The sequence below is a fragment of the Anaerobiospirillum sp. NML120511 genome (genome assembly GCF_023050955.1).
In the GTDB taxonomy this organism is placed as follows: domain Bacteria; phylum Pseudomonadota; class Gammaproteobacteria; order Enterobacterales; family Succinivibrionaceae; genus Anaerobiospirillum.
On record NZ_JALKIK010000015.1, the window covers coordinates 32,817 to 49,012 of the forward strand.

10 protein-coding genes and 1 tRNA gene are annotated in these 16,196 nt (G+C 49.8%); 5 read left to right on the forward strand and 6 right to left on the reverse strand.

The annotated features are described in order from the left end of the window. Positions 1-990 precede the first annotated feature (990 nt). From ilvN to MXE39_RS05950, 4 genes are all read right to left on the reverse strand, one after another. Positions 991-1,521 carry an acetolactate synthase small subunit gene (gene ilvN / locus MXE39_RS05935; protein WP_246977175.1) on the reverse strand — a complete coding sequence of 177 codons (531 nt, stop codon included), beginning with the start codon at positions 1,519-1,521 and terminating at the stop codon, positions 991-993. Between the two features lie 428 nt (positions 1,522-1,949). Next, a complete protein-coding gene (ilvB, locus tag MXE39_RS05940) occupies positions 1,950-3,692 on the reverse strand; it encodes a biosynthetic-type acetolactate synthase large subunit (protein WP_246977176.1) in 1,743 nt (580 codons plus the stop codon). Positions 3,693-4,950: 1,258 nt separating this feature from the next. Then, positions 4,951-6,429, reverse strand: coding sequence for a ketol-acid reductoisomerase (gene ilvC, locus MXE39_RS05945; RefSeq protein ID WP_246977177.1), 1,479 nt, complete (start codon positions 6,427-6,429; stop codon positions 4,951-4,953). 629 nt (positions 6,430-7,058) lie between these two features. Continuing rightward, positions 7,059-7,382 (reverse strand): hypothetical protein, encoded by a 324-nt coding sequence (locus MXE39_RS05950; protein WP_246977178.1) that lies wholly within the window; start codon positions 7,380-7,382, stop codon positions 7,059-7,061. A 1,028-nt stretch (positions 7,383-8,410) separates the two neighbouring features. Between MXE39_RS05950 and MXE39_RS05955 the strand changes: the two genes are divergently transcribed. From MXE39_RS05955 to MXE39_RS05965, 3 genes are all read left to right on the forward strand, one after another. Next, entirely contained in the window at positions 8,411-8,779 is a 369-nt protein-coding gene (locus MXE39_RS05955) for a DMT family protein (RefSeq protein ID WP_246977179.1), read from the forward strand. Positions 8,780-9,535: 756 nt separating this feature from the next. Continuing rightward, positions 9,536-10,492, forward strand: coding sequence for a dethiobiotin synthase (locus MXE39_RS05960; protein WP_246977180.1), 957 nt, complete (start codon positions 9,536-9,538; stop codon positions 10,490-10,492). Between the two features lie 169 nt (positions 10,493-10,661). Beyond that, a tRNA-Pro gene (locus MXE39_RS05965) sits at positions 10,662-10,738 on the forward strand. Positions 10,739-11,176: 438 nt separating this feature from the next. Here the strand turns inward: MXE39_RS05965 and MXE39_RS05970 are convergent. Continuing rightward, the gene (locus MXE39_RS05970; RefSeq protein WP_246977181.1) at positions 11,177-12,670 is read right to left on the reverse strand and encodes a hypothetical protein; all 1,494 of its coding nucleotides are present in this window, start codon (positions 12,668-12,670) and stop codon (positions 11,177-11,179) included. Between the two features lie 615 nt (positions 12,671-13,285). Here MXE39_RS05970 and MXE39_RS05975 point away from each other — a divergent pair. Together MXE39_RS05975 and MXE39_RS05980 are read left to right on the forward strand one after the other, a co-directional pair. After that, entirely contained in the window at positions 13,286-13,543 is a 258-nt protein-coding gene (locus tag MXE39_RS05975) for a hypothetical protein (RefSeq protein WP_246977182.1), read from the forward strand. 50 nt (positions 13,544-13,593) lie between these two features. Beyond that, positions 13,594-14,067 carry a hypothetical protein gene (locus tag MXE39_RS05980; protein ID WP_246977183.1) on the forward strand — a complete coding sequence of 158 codons (474 nt, stop codon included), beginning with the start codon at positions 13,594-13,596 and terminating at the stop codon, positions 14,065-14,067. 62 nt (positions 14,068-14,129) lie between these two features. On the opposite strand, the gene MXE39_RS05985 is transcribed toward MXE39_RS05980, so the two are convergent. After that, complete coding sequence (locus MXE39_RS05985) at positions 14,130-16,145, reverse strand: transposase (protein ID WP_247073857.1); 2,016 nt, start codon at positions 16,143-16,145, stop codon at positions 14,130-14,132. Positions 16,146-16,196 lie beyond the last annotated feature (51 nt).

Below are 16,196 nucleotides of genomic sequence, written 5' to 3' on the forward strand. Positions count from 1 at the left end.
AATTGCAGGGTATGGTATTTACATGAGCGACGGACAGGGCTCATGATGATAACTCTTATAGCAATAAGCTCTGGCACGAGCTCTTAACCAGTAGCTTCATGCCCTGGTGTTGCAACAGTACATGCGGCCATCAGCTGCAGTATTAAGTACATGAAGATATGTGGGGTATCACCTGACACAACAAAATATGCTTTACAAAACATATTATATTTATGAAATTGGGCGCATAATGGCCATGAGTTAAATGCATGACATGCATTACAACAGGGATATAAGTCACATGCAGGCAAGAGAGTACATGCGGAGCATATAGACTTAATGCATGGATGTTGGGACCATATATCCTGAGCATAGTCAGCAGCTGCAATCCTGGAAATTTCAGGGCAGACATGCAGTTTTGAACGGCTGATATGTTGGGTAAGTGAGACACAACGCAACAGTGGAGCTCTTCATTGATGATTAACAGGCCTGAGGCATGTTCAGGCATGAAGCATGAGTGAGATGGCTGTCAGTATGTATGTAAGGAAGGGCGTAAGTTAGCAAGGAAAGGGCGTGGGTATGGGCGTGATCAGGGATGTAAGTGAGTACAGCCGGATGCACTCAGGGAGGGGATTAAGTCAGTATGTCGGGCGGGCACGCTGCTGCAAAGACGGAGCAGCATTACGGGGATAAATACTGTGAGCAGAAGCTTTGTAATATATTTAGAAGAGTGTCATTGCTGATATCTGATTACCGGCGGCCTGGTAAGGGGATTTTCAGAGCGGTTTGGGGATCATGTTGGCCTGCAAAATAAAAATACCACTGGAGGTGAGTCCAGTGGTATTTGGCAGGGCATGGGCCCTGATTTAATTTTAGTCAGGTACAAATCTTTTTGGGACCCTCAGCGCGCCGGTAGAGTGCCGTACATGCCTTGCATGCCGTGCACAGCCGGTGCCATGCGCCTGCTGTGCACGTGGGCGCTGCTGCCAGGCGGAAGCAGCGGAGCCGGAATTAGTCGTCGTTGCCAGCGCTGCGGCGGTTGCCCAGGGCCTTGGAGCCACGGCTGATAGCTACGAGGCCGGAGCTTACCATCTCCAGAATTTCAGTCTGGTCCTGCAGGGCCTTGAGCAGGCGACGGGTCTTTGGGTGGCCGGCACTGAGGCATACAGTATAGGACTCACTGGAAACGTCAACAATGCGGGCATCAAAGATGTCGGCGGTGCGCTTGATGTTGTCGCGCATGGCATTGGTATTGGCCTTGACCTTGACGAACACCAGCTCGAGCACCATGTTCTCTTCGCTCTTGCCGTCGACCAGGGCTGATACTGTGTGCACATTTACCAGCTTGTGAATCTGCTTTTTAATCTGCTCAATGTCGATATCATCACCAATGGTGGAAATGGTGATGCGGGACATGCGCGGATTTTCTGTCGGAGCGGCAGAAATAGTTTCGATATTGTAGCCACGCTGAGAAAACAGACCTACCACACGGGACAAGGCACCAGTCTCATTTTCCAGCAGTATAGAGATCAAATGACGCATAGAATTATCCTTGCTTTGCCATTCCATACCTGAGGCTTTCACTTAAGCATTTTGTTGCACTTTCCTGTGACAGTCAGTGCCTGTCGCAGTTAACGGCTCTGTCAGTGCTGCGCCCTGGCGGCTTGTTGCACACGGCTGCAAGGCAGCATGCATAAGGCAATGTGCAGAAGGCAGCCGGTCATGAGTGCAGCTGCGTTGATGCTGCCGTGCACTCTGCCCTTGTAGCTCATGGCCTGCAGCCTGGTAATGGGCACTGGCTGTGAGCAGTAATGCCAGCCCTTTGCCTCTGGCCTGCGGGGCAGGTGAGGCATCATGCTCTGCATTTGCAGCGGCAGCTGCGCAGCAGGCGGGCTGGCCTGGGGGCCGGTACGGCCTGGAGGCGCATTAATTATGTTCAGTAAGTGCGCTGTGGTATGGAGGTGGTCTGGTTATTTGGCGGCTGAATCTTCGTTGTTAGGCAGTACCATTTCGTCCATGGCACCGGCAGTCTTCTGCATTGGCAGAACGTTGGCCGTTGTCTGACACATGATATCTACCACTACCAGTCTGTCCTTGATGGACAGGGCCTTTTCAATGGCAGGCTCAAGCTCTTCAGGCTTGCCTACTAAAATGCCGGTATGGCCATAGGCCTCGGCAACTTTGACAAAGTCAGGATTGAAGTTGAGGTTGGTCTGGGTAATGCGCTCCTGGTAGAACATGGTCTGCCACTGACGAACCATGCCCAGGGTATGGTTGTCGACAATGAAGATCTTTACCGGAACATTGTACTCAAGACAGGTGGACAGCTCCTGAATATTCATCTGGAATGAGCCGTCACCGGTAATGAGAATTACCTCAGCCTCAGGACGGGCAATCTTGGCACCTACTGCAGCCGGGAAGCCGTAACCCATGGTGCCCAGACCACCTGAGGTCAGGAAGGTACGTGGACGCTCAAAGTCATAGTACAGGGCTGTGAACATCTGGTGCTGACCTACGTCAGTGGCGATGATGACATCCTTGTCTCTGGTGGCGCGGGAAATAGCCTCAATAACCTGAGCAGGGTGACAGATATCAGGCTGGGCAGAGTACTGCAGGCAGTTTAACTGACGCAGGCTGTTGATGGTATCCCACCATGGCTTGAGGCGCTCGTTATCCTCAGCAGTTACGCCGATTTCATCAGCCATCTGCAGAATCTGATTGAGGATAGTGGATGCATCGCCCACGATAGGCAGATCGGCTTCAATAATCTTGGAGATGGCTGAAGGATCGATGTCGATGTGGATAATGCGGGCATCAGGGCAGAACTTCTTGACGTTGTTGGTGACGCGGTCATCAAAACGGGCACCGCAGCAGAAGATAAGATCGCTCTGTGCCATGGCATTGTTGGCAGCCCAGGTGCCATGCATGCCTACCATGCCCAGGAAGTGCCGGGATGACTTTGGAATGGCACCCAGACCCATGAGGGTACAGGCTACCGGCAGATCAAAGCGTTCTGCTACCTTCATGAGGTTATCGGTGGCATTGCCTACAATAGCGCCGCCGCCTGCCAGAATTACTGGACGCATGGCGCGGCTTAACTGTTTGACGGCACGGCGAATCTGACCCTTGTGACCACGGGTGGTAGGGTTATAGGTGACCATCTTGAGAGCATCTTCGCTCAGTGGAGGGAATACCGAGCCGTTGGAGGCAAAGCCTACGCAGTTTTTAGGAATATCTACTACTACAGGTCCTGGCTTGCCTGTGGAGGCAATATAGGCGGCCTGACGTACATACTTTGGAATGTCCTGAGGAGTTTTGCACAGGAAAGAGTGCTTGACTATAGGACGGGTAATACCGATGGTGTCCACTTCCTGGAAGGCGTCAGTACCAATAAGGTTTGTAGCCACCTGACCGGTAATCACCACCATTGGGACGGAGTCAGCATAGGCTGTGGCAATGGCAGTTACGGCATTGGTAGCGCCAGGACCTGAGGTCACAAGGCAAAAGCCGGTCTTGCCGGTTGCACGGGCATAGCCGTCAGCCATGTGGCAGGCACCCTGTTCGTGGCGGGCCAGCACATGCTTAATCTTTTCTGAGTGATGCAGTGCGTCGTAAATATCAATAACGGCGCCACCAGGGTAACCAAAGAGGTATTCGACACCTAAGTCTTCCAAAGTGCGCACTAATTGCTGTGCGCCCGACATTTTAGCCATGAGTGGAACTCCTGAAGTACCTCATGTGAAGTTGCTGTCCTGAAGAGCAGACCTGAAGCCCCGCAATAACAGGCCGACAATCATGAACCTGTACAGCACGTCACTGCCATCTCAGCAGGATGCATAAGCATCCAGACCGCAGCATAAGCATCCAGCCGACTGCATTTGCATCTGTCCAGGCATGCATGTCAGGCATGTATGCATGGCACTTATGCGGGGCGGCAGTGCCGCTGCTCATGGCGGCAGGCCATGGCGCTGACCTTGTGTGCCGTGGCCGGGCTCTGTGTATTTCACAGTGCAGCTGAGCAGTGCCTGCTGCAGTACAGTTGCAGGTCAGAGCAGATCTGACCTTGCCGGGATCATGCGGACAAAAGTCTGAGCATCAGGTAAATGGGGTAAGGGGACAGTACGGTCAGTCCCTATGATTATCAACAGTGCCGTAAGAATATATGCGCTGCCATCCACAATGGTTACAGGAAAGACAGGGCAAGGCAGTCTTATAAACACGCCAGGTGGGCTGTTATTCTGGCCTTATGGTCTAAGGCCTTAAAGACTGATACGGCTGATGGCTTTAACGTAACTGTCAGAGCTTACCGTCCTTAACAGCTAAGGACGCTCAGTTTCATTTGCGTGTCAGGGCGTGATTACTGCAGCCAGTCAGGCATGCGTTCAGACAGTTTTGCTGATGCTGCCGACAGGGGTACGGAGCCGATGCTCGCTACAGTGGGCTCAGCTGGGGCATTTTATGGACCGCCGGGGCTGGATTGGCTGCCGGGGCCGGATATCTCGCCGGGGCCGGATATCTCGCCGGGACCGGATAGCCCGCCGGGGCCGGATGGACTGCCGGGGGTGGCGGGGAGCCTGTGCGGCGCTGCGGAGGATGCGGCCTGTGGGCCTGCAGCGACACGATGCCCTGGTACGCAACAGTGTTAAAGCCTGGCTGCTGATAAGGCAGAAGGACAATAACCGGTTAAATCACATGATGGATGGAAATTGGCAATAGCGCAGGACGCTGCCTGATGGCCAGTAAGATCCTGACGTGCACCCCGGGCTGAGACTGATATGCTGCAGCCATATTGTTAAAGACATGTTCAGGACCTGGTTGGTCTGAAGCATAAGTACAGGGATAACGGGGTAAGCAGTCTTGTGACTGGTTGAAGGTGAGAGCGGCCTGATCATGACAAAAAAGCCCGATTTCTCGGGCTTTCTGGGGGGCCGCCTTTACAGGCGGCGGGCATTTGAGCCGGATATGTGGTGATTAGTCACCTACCGAGATTTCCTTCATATCGCTCATATAGCCTCTCAGGGTACGGCCCACCACCTCAATTGGGTGGTTGTAAATAGACTCGTTGACCTTTATAAGAGCCAGGTTGTCCACGCCGTTGTCGCCGGACAGGCCCTTACCCATAACATCAAGATCAAAGCTGTTGACGTAGTCGCGCAGGAGCGGAATGGCTGCATTGGCAAAGAGGTAGTTGCCGTACTCAGCGGTATCGGAGATAACTACGTTCATCTCGTATAAGCGACGACGTGCGATGGTGTTGGCAATTAAAGGCAGCTCATGCAGAGACTCATAGTAGGCAGACTCGGCGTAAATACCGCTTCTGGTCATGGTCTCAAAGGCAAGCTCAACGCCGGCCTTGACGAAAGCTACCATTAAAATACCCTTGTCGAAGTATTCCTGCTCGGAAATGGCAGTCTGGCACTCAGGTGCAGTCTCGAAGCCTGATTTGGCGTAGTTTTCACGCCAGGTGAGCAGATTGACATCATCATTGGCCCAGTCTTCCATCATGATACGGGAGAACTCGCCTGACTCGATGTCGTCCATATGCTTGTTGTAAAGATCAGTCATTCTGACCTTTAACTCTTCTGCAATAGCAGTGGCGCGCAGTTTGGCAGGGTTGGAAAGACGGTTCATCATATTGGTGATACCGCCCTGCTTGAGAGCTTCACAGATAGTTTCCCAGCCAAACTGGATGAGCTTGCAGGCATAGGCTGCATCAACACCCTTGGCGGTCATCATATCGAAAGTCAGAATGGAGGCAGCCTGTAAAACGCCGCATAAGATGGTCTGCTCGCCCATGAGGTCGGACTTTACTTCAGCCACAAAGGAAGAGCGCAGACATCCGGCGCGATCGCCACCGGTGCCGCTGGCCCATGCCTTGGCAATATCCCAGCCCTTGCCCTCAGGGTCATTTTCAGGGTGAACAGCTAACAGGGTAGGTACACCGAAGCCACGCTGATACTCGGCACGAACCTCAGTGCCTGGGCACTTTGGTGCGATCATGACTACGGTGATGTCCTTACGGATCTGCTGACCGACTTCAACGATGTTCAGGCCATGGGAGTAACCAAGGGCTGAACCCTGCTTCATTAAAGGCATAACAGCCTCAACAACCTTTGAGTGCTGCTTGTCAGGAGTAAGGTTAATAACGAGATCTGCAGAAGGGATTAATTCTTCATAGGTACCGACTTTGAAGCCATTTTCGGTGGCACGGACGAAAGACTGGCGCTTTTGCTCGATGGCTTCGGCACGAAGAGCATAGGACACGTCAAGACCTGAATCGCGCAGGTTAAGGCCCTGGTTGAGGCCCTGGGCACCACAGCCCACGATGACAATTTTCTTGCCCTTGAGGTAGTTGCAGCCATCAGAAAATTCGGAGCGATCCATAAACTGGCAACAGCCTAACTGAGCCAGCTGCTCGCGTAAATTCAGAGTATTAAAGTAATTCGCCATTTCAATTGTACCTTGATGAAAATAGAGGCTTATTGATTGTTCTTACTCACTGGAGGGATGAAATTTACTTGAGCCCGTGGCACTGTTCCTGAGGCTTGTCCGAGTCTGGCAGGAAAGGGAAAAAATATGAGGTACAGCCGGATAATCATTCGTAACTGAACAGGGCGCGTCGTTTTGATATGCGACATTAAGCGTTTTGATATGCGCTCCGACCTGGCAGCAGTGTGACCGTCTTTTTGAGATAAGAGGCACACAAACAGCTGTCCTTTTCTATTTTCCTCAAAACATGCTTTCCTGGAGGCCTGAAGTCAGGGTAGAAATTGGTAACCCTGAAGTGCCGGTACTGAAGACTTTACCAAGGTATGTAGTGTCCTTTCTGAAAAATCTCCGGTAAGAGATTTCCCAGCAGTTCAGTACTTGAGCCCGTGTTCTGAGTAAAAACCGCTGAAACATCCGGTCTGATGCCGGAAATTGCTGTGTTTCAGCAAGCCTGCTCCTTACGGTCTGATCAGCGTCTTCTGATCGATAGAACTCAAAATCAGAAGTTGGGTCATGGCAGAGCATTTGTGCCGGTCCGTAATAACTCCTCATGCTTTACATACTGTCCCTGAATATCGACAAAAGGGGAATCAGTAACTGGTCTCTGGAGTACTGCGGTGGCTGTCAGCCTGGCTGTCATGTCTGTAGGCGCTGCCCGCTGGAGCTTTATTGTTGTATTGGATTAATCTTAACTGAACACTTTCATCACTATGTTCAATGCACAATAAGTTACCGTGACTAAGGGCCCGTTGTGCAAAAACGGTGCGCATTTTACCCAGTTTTGCCTGCAAGGTGTGCACAGGCACAAAAATCACCAGCTCAAGGCATGCACATTCAGCTAAAAGCAGCTGACAAACGTCATGTTTTGGCTCTCCATTCTCTGCAATAGAAATAACAGAAATGGCACGCTGCATTTCACCTCAGCCATTTCTCCTCCAGTCAGGTGCAAAGGCCATTTATCCTGGATCCCAGTATTCCCGGAACAGGCACGCAAACATTCAGAGCCTCCCGGGCACCACAAAGTCCCCAGATTAGAGGTCATACTCCATCCCATGCATACCCCGGTACGAGTTACTTGCCCGTCAGAAATCAGCTCAGCAAGGGGACAACTAATGGGAAGCCACCAGGACATGGTGCTGCAGTAATGATTGCCATGGCAGGCACGCACCCAGGCACGTATGAGAAGGGCACATCAGATAACATAAGCTGACATGGCAGGGCATGTGACAGGGCTTGTAGAGGCAACAGAGGGGCGACAGGTCCAGGCAGGGATTGTGTCAGAGCCTGTAAAGGCAACATACGTGTGACAGGGCCTGTACTGGCAACACAGAGCGGCAGGTAGCGGTACCAGCCAGGATGATGCCATGCGAGCCGGTGTTAATCTCTATTGGTGTATGCAAACGGTATGGGCATAAAGCTCTGGAAAAGAGCATAGCTGGAGTGACAGACGGCGTACCGGATGAAGCGTAAGCACTGGCAGGTATAGAGTCAGGAATAGAGTACGGCAGGTAACCGGTCTGAGTGTTGGTAAGGGCTGCTTTTACAGGGAGATTAGCAGCAGTGTGAGGTATATATCGACAGATGTCATACAGGTTGACTCAAACAGGACAAAACCGGCGTAAACAGGGCAATGCAGGTGCAATGTGAGCTCTGATGCGTCCTGGAGAGAACAGCTGTTGAACAGGGGGTGAAAACGGTGTCTGAAACGCTTGCTAACGTCATGTTAAATAGATAATATTGTGAGCCCCCAAAATAAACCTCAAAATTTTGTGCAGTGCCCTTAAATATGGGAAATGCGGCCATACTGGCCATGCCTGTTTATCTTTTCCTGCAAACGTTTTCGAGGCCGGTCTGAACCGGCGTAATTGAGTGTTGTTCTTCGGGCACCAGCTGTCCTCTCAGCCTGTTATTCCATCAACTATTTTTCAGGAATGTTTTCCCTATGCAAGGCGTATATACAGTTCTTCTGCTTGTTGTTTCCAATGTCTTTATGACTCTGGCCTGGTATGGCCATCTGAAACTCTCTCAGACCGAGCTGGCCAAGGACTGGCCCTTACTGGCTATTATTCTGATTTCATGGTGCGTAGCATTCTTTGAGTACATATTCCTGATCCCGGCCAACCGCCTGGGCATCATAGACAATGGTGGTCCTTTCAACATTATTCAGCTGCGTGTTATTCAGGAAGTAGTATCACTCATTGTGTTCTCATTGATTGTTACCTTCTTGTTCAAGACCGCCACTTTCCAGTGGAACCACATCGCAGCCTTTATCTGTCTGGTTGCAGCCGTCTACTTCGTCTTCATGAAGTAAACCGGCGCTCCTGTGTTTACCTGGCATGTGAGCTGAGGGAGCCGGGATAATCCTGCAGAGATTTCCAGAGCGTAAAACATAGCAGTAATAACAACAGGGCCTGTTATCCTTTCGGATGCAGGCCCTGTTGCTTATCAGCCAGAGTGTCCCAGTCAGGCAAATCCTGCATGACGCTGCCGCCATGCCTCTGTGGCACTACAGCTGCCGCTATGCCTCTGCGGCACTTCAGCTGCCGTGATGCCTCTGCGGCACTTCAGCTGCCGTGATGTGGATGGCACCGTGCCGTTGCCGCGATGCCTGTGCTGAGCAGTTTTGAAATGCAATTGAGCCAATTATGCAGTGAGGTGTCAGGGGCTGCCATCAGGGTGTACCATAGTCCAGCCCGTGCCATAGTCAAGGCTGTAAGGGCGTTCTACCAGATGCCTGACATGAATGCAGGTCTCCACTCCTGAGGCTGACCTCAACAGTGCCTGGAGCCATGGGATTAGCGCCGTGCGGCATGACGTTCTTTACAGCATGCATAGCCTCACCTGGCTCGTTTGGCGCTACAGGTACTGCATAAGGCAGGATGGATGACTGGCAGTAGAGGTGACTGGGCCTCCATAAGTAAGGTGAGATTACTGGTCCTCCATAAGTAAGGTGAGATTACCGGTCCTCCCTAAGGAATATGGCGCGACAGTCTGGAGCATGTGCGGTAGAACAGAATGCAGTTTACAGTTAAGAGACAGAGAAGTTATTACTGGTTAAGGAGCTCCAATGAGCAGCAGGATTAATGCAGATATCGTAAATCCACTGGCAGGACTTTCAGCACAGAGCGCTTCAGCTGGAATGTTTCGCCCGGTGTTTGTTACCGGAACTGGTACCGATGTGGGTAAAACCTATGTGACCGCCTTGCTGTGCCGCAAGCTAAGGCAGAGCATTGAGCTGGCCTGTAGCAGTGATATCAGAGCAGTAGGGTATTACAAGGCAGCTATAAGCGGTGCTGACAGTATTGAAAGCTCTGATGCCGGTATGGTCAACTCCTTTGCCGGGCTTGGTCAGGAGCCTGGTGCTCTTACATCCTACCTGTATGCTGAGGCCGTATCCCCTCACCTGGCTCAGCAGCATGAGGGCTCTGCTCCTATAGACATAAAGACAGTAGGTGCAGGCTATAAGGCTGTGCATGACCAGGTAATGCTGACCGTGCTGGAGGGCAGTGGAGGTATTTACTGTCCACTGAGCTGGTCTTATGAGCGTCGTCCTTATCTGAACAGCAGGGATGAAAGTGAGCTCGCCGCTGACACTCATGCTGTGCCTGACACAAAGACCTTCTCCCGCAGCAACCCTGAAAGCTCACCTGTGCTTTGCGACCTCAACGACCGGTGTTTTACCATCAGCGACTTTATGGCTTGGATTAACAGCACCGTACCTCTGAACATAGTCGTTGTAGCCGATGCCTCCCTGGGCTGCATTAATAACACTGTAATGACCTTGACGTCACTTAAGGCAGAGGGCTTTGATCTGGCAAATGTCAGCGTAATTCTTAATAACTACGAACCGACCAGTGCCATGCATGTGGATAACTGCAGAATGATTGAGGCAATGACAGCAGTTCCTGTTGTGGCAACAGTAGAGCGCGGTGCACAGGACATAGAACTTCACCCACACTGGTTGAGCCGTATTCTTACCAGGGTACAGGCAGTCCAGCGGACACAGCCTGGCAGCAGCTTATGAACCATCAGCTGAGGCATCAATCAGGTAAAACACAGAAATGTAAACAGGCGCTGTAAGCGCCTGTTGACTGCAGTTTTGTTCAGTAAGCGTCAGGAGCCGGTGAAGTTTTTATAAAAAATCGAAATATTTTGTTGACAGCCTCAGTGACTGTGCTTATAATGAGCGCCGTCGGTGATTAGCGCAGTCCGGTAGCGCAACTGCTTTGGGAGCAGTGGGTCGTAGGTTCGAATCCTACATCACCGACCAGTTTCAAAGAGCACCATCAGGGTGCTTTTTTCGTTTCTGGGCCTCAAGAAACCCGGCCCCGCCTGAAAGACCAGCAAGTCTCATCTCATCTCATCTCATCTCGTTTTACATCAACTCACACCTTTCAATATCATCCTTTCTCTGCTTGGCCCATACCAGGCGCATATTCTCATTCAGCTCCTGTCATCAAGAATTCAAGTCTAAACTCAAGCTGACCATAAAGTACACAAACAGATGCTGGCAGCAGTGCACTCCAAAAGATAAAGCCGGGGCAATCTGGCTGCCTTGCTGCCGGGATACATACTTTCTCGATGGGGGTAGTGTACCCTCCAAAAAGCGAAGAGCCATCCAAAAGGATGGCTCTTTGCGTTATATGCCAGGAATAAGATCAGGCGCTCATACGCGTAGCACCGAACCAGGTTTCTGTTACCCTGCCACTTACTCAGGACGGTTGCTCAGAATATTTGTGACAGTGTAACCGGCTGCCCTGGCGGTCTGGTAGATAAGCTCAATCTGCTGAGCATCAGGCTCGTTGATAACAGTAAGCTTACGGCCGTTACGGATCAGCTGGACTTCACGAATGATGGCAATGGCCTCGTCAAACTCAATGTTGAAGTTGCGCAGTACTGGATAGAGTATATGGCGCATCTGGTATCTGATAATCAGGGCCATGAAGAAAACAAAGGCGCGGGCGCTCAGAGGACTGTCATTGAAGTTGGTGCAGCATGATGGGCGGATGTAGGCCTCCATACGGCTTAAGTGACGGGCAATGAGGTTTGCCTGATCAGTAGGGCCAATACCCTCTGCCTCATCTTCAATGGTCCATGGGGCACGACAGTGGGCCATAGCACGGATATCCTCAATAAGACGACAGGTCTCTGTATTCTTAAGGCCATCATCTGCAGCCAGCTGCAGGCACTCTTCAACGGCTGAAATATCAGCAACATCATTTTCCGGACGATGCCAGAAAACAGGGCTGAAGTCCTTCTTGGAGTAGAGCACTACCATTCGCTGTGGACTGTTGTCCTTACTGACAGCATTAGGGTCGGTAACAATATCGCAGGCCTTGAAATAACGGGTACAGGACTGGTTATTGTCCTTGGAGCGTGGAGCATGAGTAATACAGGCAATGACATGATCGTCTTTGCGTGGCTCGAGCCATAACTTCAGGAACTTGCGGGTATCGTCTTCGCTTACAGCGGAGAACATGCCGCGAATATCATCTTCCATCAGATTTGAGTGAGCCAGCAGTCCTGTAATACGGCCGAAGTTATAAAGCTCTCCCATGCCGCCTGGTGCGCCTGTTGCCATGAAAGAAGCGGTATCGAGCAGCTTTACTGCCATCTCCTCTTCAGCAGTCTCAAGCATCATATCAGTTAGTTTGCTGGTATTGCTTGCGGCATGAGCAAGGAACTTGTCACCACGGATAATATCCTCAGGCTGGATTTCAGGCAGAGCTGTCTTAAAGAAAATTCTTGGGAACGGAGGTTCAGCTACAGGGTTGTAGGCCAGCTCAATGAGAGCCGGGAAGTGGCTGAACATGCGTGGTACCTTAACAAGGCCCTCGTCCTTGCTGTTGATAATATATTCTTCAACAGGCTCAGGAAGAGGCAGTTTGTTGAGCAGGTAGTACTGCTCGTCAGGGTGAAATAACAGCTTGCCATTTTCATCTGTGCCACAGATACGGCCTACCAGAAAGCACTGATCATCATTGCTGTAAGAGGTACGGCAGCTGCAGCCTGAACCGCAGGCACAGCGATTCTCTTTACTGCCATCAGATTCATCACCACAGCAACCGCCGCTCTCTGATGAGCAGACAGTACTCTCTTCCCTGACAAAGTACAGGTAAGGCTCTCCTTCAGGACATAAGTCACGGGCGTGGTATTCACCGCCATTTTCAGGAACAGTCAGAGTAATGTGGTTGTAGATCATGGTTGAATTCCCTAAAACAGATTAAGGCTTAACCTTATCATTATACCGGCCGGTCCGAGTTCTATTAACTTCGATACCGTACCTGCGTCAAACTTTAGGAATAAATGGCCACATAATCGAACAAAAAGCACTCTCTGGCCCCGTGTTTTGGGTTTTAATTCCATATTTTTAAATACCTGGACAGACCAGGATGTCTTACCAGAACCATACAAATCCAGACCGCGTCAGAATCACATTGCATTAAATGCCCTGTAGCGGCACCAGTCGTAAAAGCGAAAAAGCCCCCAGCTCTTGCAAACCGGAGGCTTTGATCAGATGGTACAGTCAATTACAGCAGCTGTGGATTTATGCTGGATGGATTAGCCTGACAGGTATATGCCCAGTTGTGGACGGGGGTTAGCCTGCATCAGCATAGAGGTAGCAGCCAGCTCAATGATAGACTGCCGGGGCAGATTTGCTGACTCTTCGGCAAAGTCTTAATCATGAATCATAGCCCGGCATTTAAGGATCGCCTTCTTGACATATATTTTTTCACGTGTACGGACGATAATAGGCCGTACATGTGTTGATGGTATACTTAATACCTATGATAAGCGTGATAATGAGGCTTCAATTATGTCTAAGAAAAACGATGATTGCAAAATAGTTTTAGTTGCTCAGGTTTGGCAGGGGGGCAAGATAGTTTCATCTGACGAAGTTTCTTCCTTTCCTGCATGTTCTGCCCGTGAGCCAGAGTCTATGGACGATATATTGGACGCCCTCGACAAGACGGAAACCATTGTAGCTGATGCCCGTGAAGCAATGGCCGCATACACGTTCAAAAAGCTTACCTCCGGTGCTGAAGGACCAAAAAAAAAGACCTCAAGAAAGTAACTTTGTAGTGTCTCGAAGGTGAGTTCCAAGTCTTTATTGGGACATCCATTGTGCCGAACTACAACCCAAATTTGACGCTCAGATCTGTCCGTTTTAAAAATGCCGTTCTAAGTGAGCTCACCGACACATCATTCAGGCATGTTCATAAGAACCTTATAAACTACGGTCGTTGCGTTTTAGGTGTTTCGACCCTGAAGGACCTGGTTGAAACAACAGCTCAAGTAATTCATGAGTCTTATACCCATCAAAGAGACGAGATTCTCTCAGGTAATGGCTTTTGCCCAACAACTGGACTTCCGCTTGATTCTGACCAATGGACAGAGCGTTGCCGTCAAGCTCCGGCAGTTATGGACAAAAGCGATCTTGCCGGGAAAATCAAAGAGTTTAACGATTTAAATGGTCGTGCGTATGACCCTGGCAGTCTTATCCGCACAATTCGATTTGCTGAAACCATTGAGTCTTCAAAGGACTCAATGGTTCAGATTGATGCTGACGAAGTAATTAAAACTTTCCCAGAGTTTTGAACTATAAAAAGCTCTCTAATTAATAGATCTATGTAAATATGTACATAATTCTTAGTCAAGAGTTAGACATATGCCCTTGTAGTCTTGCTGCCCGGTGGCCTTCCTGGACGTCGTTTTGCAGGCATAGGTCCTACAAATGCAGCATGAAACTCTCTAGTATGTTTTCGAGAGTATTTTGCCCATGGCCAGATTTTAGATACGGGTAATGATGACTCCAAGGAAGTGGTGGTTCTCTTGTTTTTGGAGCCTGCTGGACGACCTGGCTTACGCTTTGCCGGCATTGGACCAACAAATGAGGCCTCAAACTCAACAAGCTTCCTGTTTCTACTGCCAGCAGGTCGGCCGCGTCCCCTTTTCTTAGGCATTGGTCCAACAAAGGCAGCTTCAAACTCAACAAGGCTACTGTTCCTACTGCCAGCAGGTCGACCCCGACCTCTTTTCTTAGGCATTGGTCCAACAAAAGACGCCTCTTGTAGTAGCGTCTTTTTGTTTTTACTTCCTTTAGGTCGGCCGGGGCCTCGTTTAATCGGCTTAAGATCCGTTACTGTCTCATTACATGCATAATCATCAGGCTTGTCAGCTGCCCTTGTTCTGGACTTTGGAGACCTTCCGTTTTTAGAAGATATACTCTCTAAATAACTTTGTGAAGCATCAGCAAGACCCAGCTTAACAAGCAGCTCAAATGCACTGTCTCTGGCTGGAACATTCCAGCAGCCATCATCAATGTGACCGCGAAAAGGTGCATCAACATTACGGTCAATGTCACTGAGATCTTCCAGTATGGTTCTGATTGAAAGTCGTGTTAATTCTCCGTCTTTCTCAAGCTTCTTGATGGGGGAAATGATCTTGCAAAGCATCAGCGTAGCAATAAAGTTTATAAACTCATTGCCAATAACAGCCTGCTTTGATTGAACCATGGCAATGTCCAGATCAAGGGTGTTTTTGTAGTGATCAAATTCGATTTCAAGAGGCCATCTGTTACTGTAATACTCAAGTACATCAAATGGATCAAGATCCATGTCTGAGAGAAATGTAATCGTTCCATGAATCCACATACTTTCCAGGAACTTATCACCATCCAGCGAGGCTGTATCGTCATTGATGCGGTTTAAGATTGCGTGCTTTTCGGCTTCTCCTCTTGTTACATCTCTTACGGTGTACATAAATGTACCATCAGCCAATTTAAGCTTCTTGTACATGACCATATGACCGTTGTTGAGTATGGCAGTACTGTCACAAGCCAGCATATTGTGCTCGGAAATGCGCTTGTCATTCCTCTTAATTGGAGCAATGTAGTGAAGATCAGGGTACCGTTCCAGAAGATCAGAAATCTTGCTGACAGGAAATCCCTTGTCACATACGATTGTGCCTCTGGTTATCTTGTTATCAAGAATAAAGTCACGGAAAGCCTTTGCATCGAGCATATTCCCCTGGTAGACCTTGGCGCATACCACCTCAGACATCTCCTGATTGTATGCATAGATCACAGAGATTTCTTTGTGACCTTTCAGATGGGTCTTTGCTGATGGCATTGACAGGGCGTTATCGCCAGTGTCCTGTTTGAGAACTCCATCCAAGATTAAGTTCTGATATTCTTTGACACGCTCAAGCCTTAGGGAGTAGTACTCCTTAAGCCTGGATGGTGCCTTACCAAGATTCTCGATAAGCGAGCTGACACTGTTTTTGGACAGTCCTATACAAGGGTAAAGTACGCTTATGAAGCTGATTTTAGCTTTGGAAGAGTAGCGATTACAGGCTATACCTGGATTGGTAACCCTTAGTGATGCGATAGTGAAAATCCGATTGGCATCCTCAACAGTAAAGCACTTGTTAAGATCTTCATAGACATCTTTACATACACTATGAACAAGAGCTGCTGCCCCATACTGAAGCATCTCTCTTCTGTTCTTTACTACATCTTGGTGGATGGAAGACTTGGGCACATAGCGACCGTTAACTATGTACCCAATAGTCTTACCGTTCCTTGGGCCTGCATTGTTATTGCAGGTCTTTTTGTAGCCGGAGCGCTCCCTGACAGCATAGCGTCGTGAGCTCTTGCTGCCAGTATCAACCACCACAGTATTCCTTGGCCTATCGACTTTCTTAATATCGTCAGGAACCATACAAAA

What these genes read in the sequence shown, in the direction of transcription:
- ilvC (WP_246977177.1), bottom strand. Translation starts at nt 6,429, where the DNA reads ATGGCGAATTACTTTAATACTCTGAATTTACGCGAGCAGCTGGCTCAG.
- MXE39_RS05975 (WP_246977182.1), top strand. Translation starts at nt 13,286, where the DNA reads ATGTCTAAGAAAAACGATGATTGCAAAATAGTTTTAGTTGCTCAGGTT.
- ilvB (WP_246977176.1), bottom strand. Translation starts at nt 3,692, where the DNA reads ATGGCTAAAATGTCGGGCGCACAGCAATTAGTGCGCACTTTGGAAGAC.
- MXE39_RS05960 (WP_246977180.1), top strand. Translation starts at nt 9,536, where the DNA reads ATGAGCAGCAGGATTAATGCAGATATCGTAAATCCACTGGCAGGACTT.
- MXE39_RS05955 (WP_246977179.1), top strand. Translation starts at nt 8,411, where the DNA reads ATGCAAGGCGTATATACAGTTCTTCTGCTTGTTGTTTCCAATGTCTTT.
- ilvN (WP_246977175.1), bottom strand. Translation starts at nt 1,521, where the DNA reads ATGCGTCATTTGATCTCTATACTGCTGGAAAATGAGACTGGTGCCTTG.
- MXE39_RS05950 (WP_246977178.1), bottom strand. Translation starts at nt 7,382, where the DNA reads ATGCAGCGTGCCATTTCTGTTATTTCTATTGCAGAGAATGGAGAGCCA.
- MXE39_RS05970 (WP_246977181.1), bottom strand. Translation starts at nt 12,670, where the DNA reads ATGATCTACAACCACATTACTCTGACTGTTCCTGAAAATGGCGGTGAA.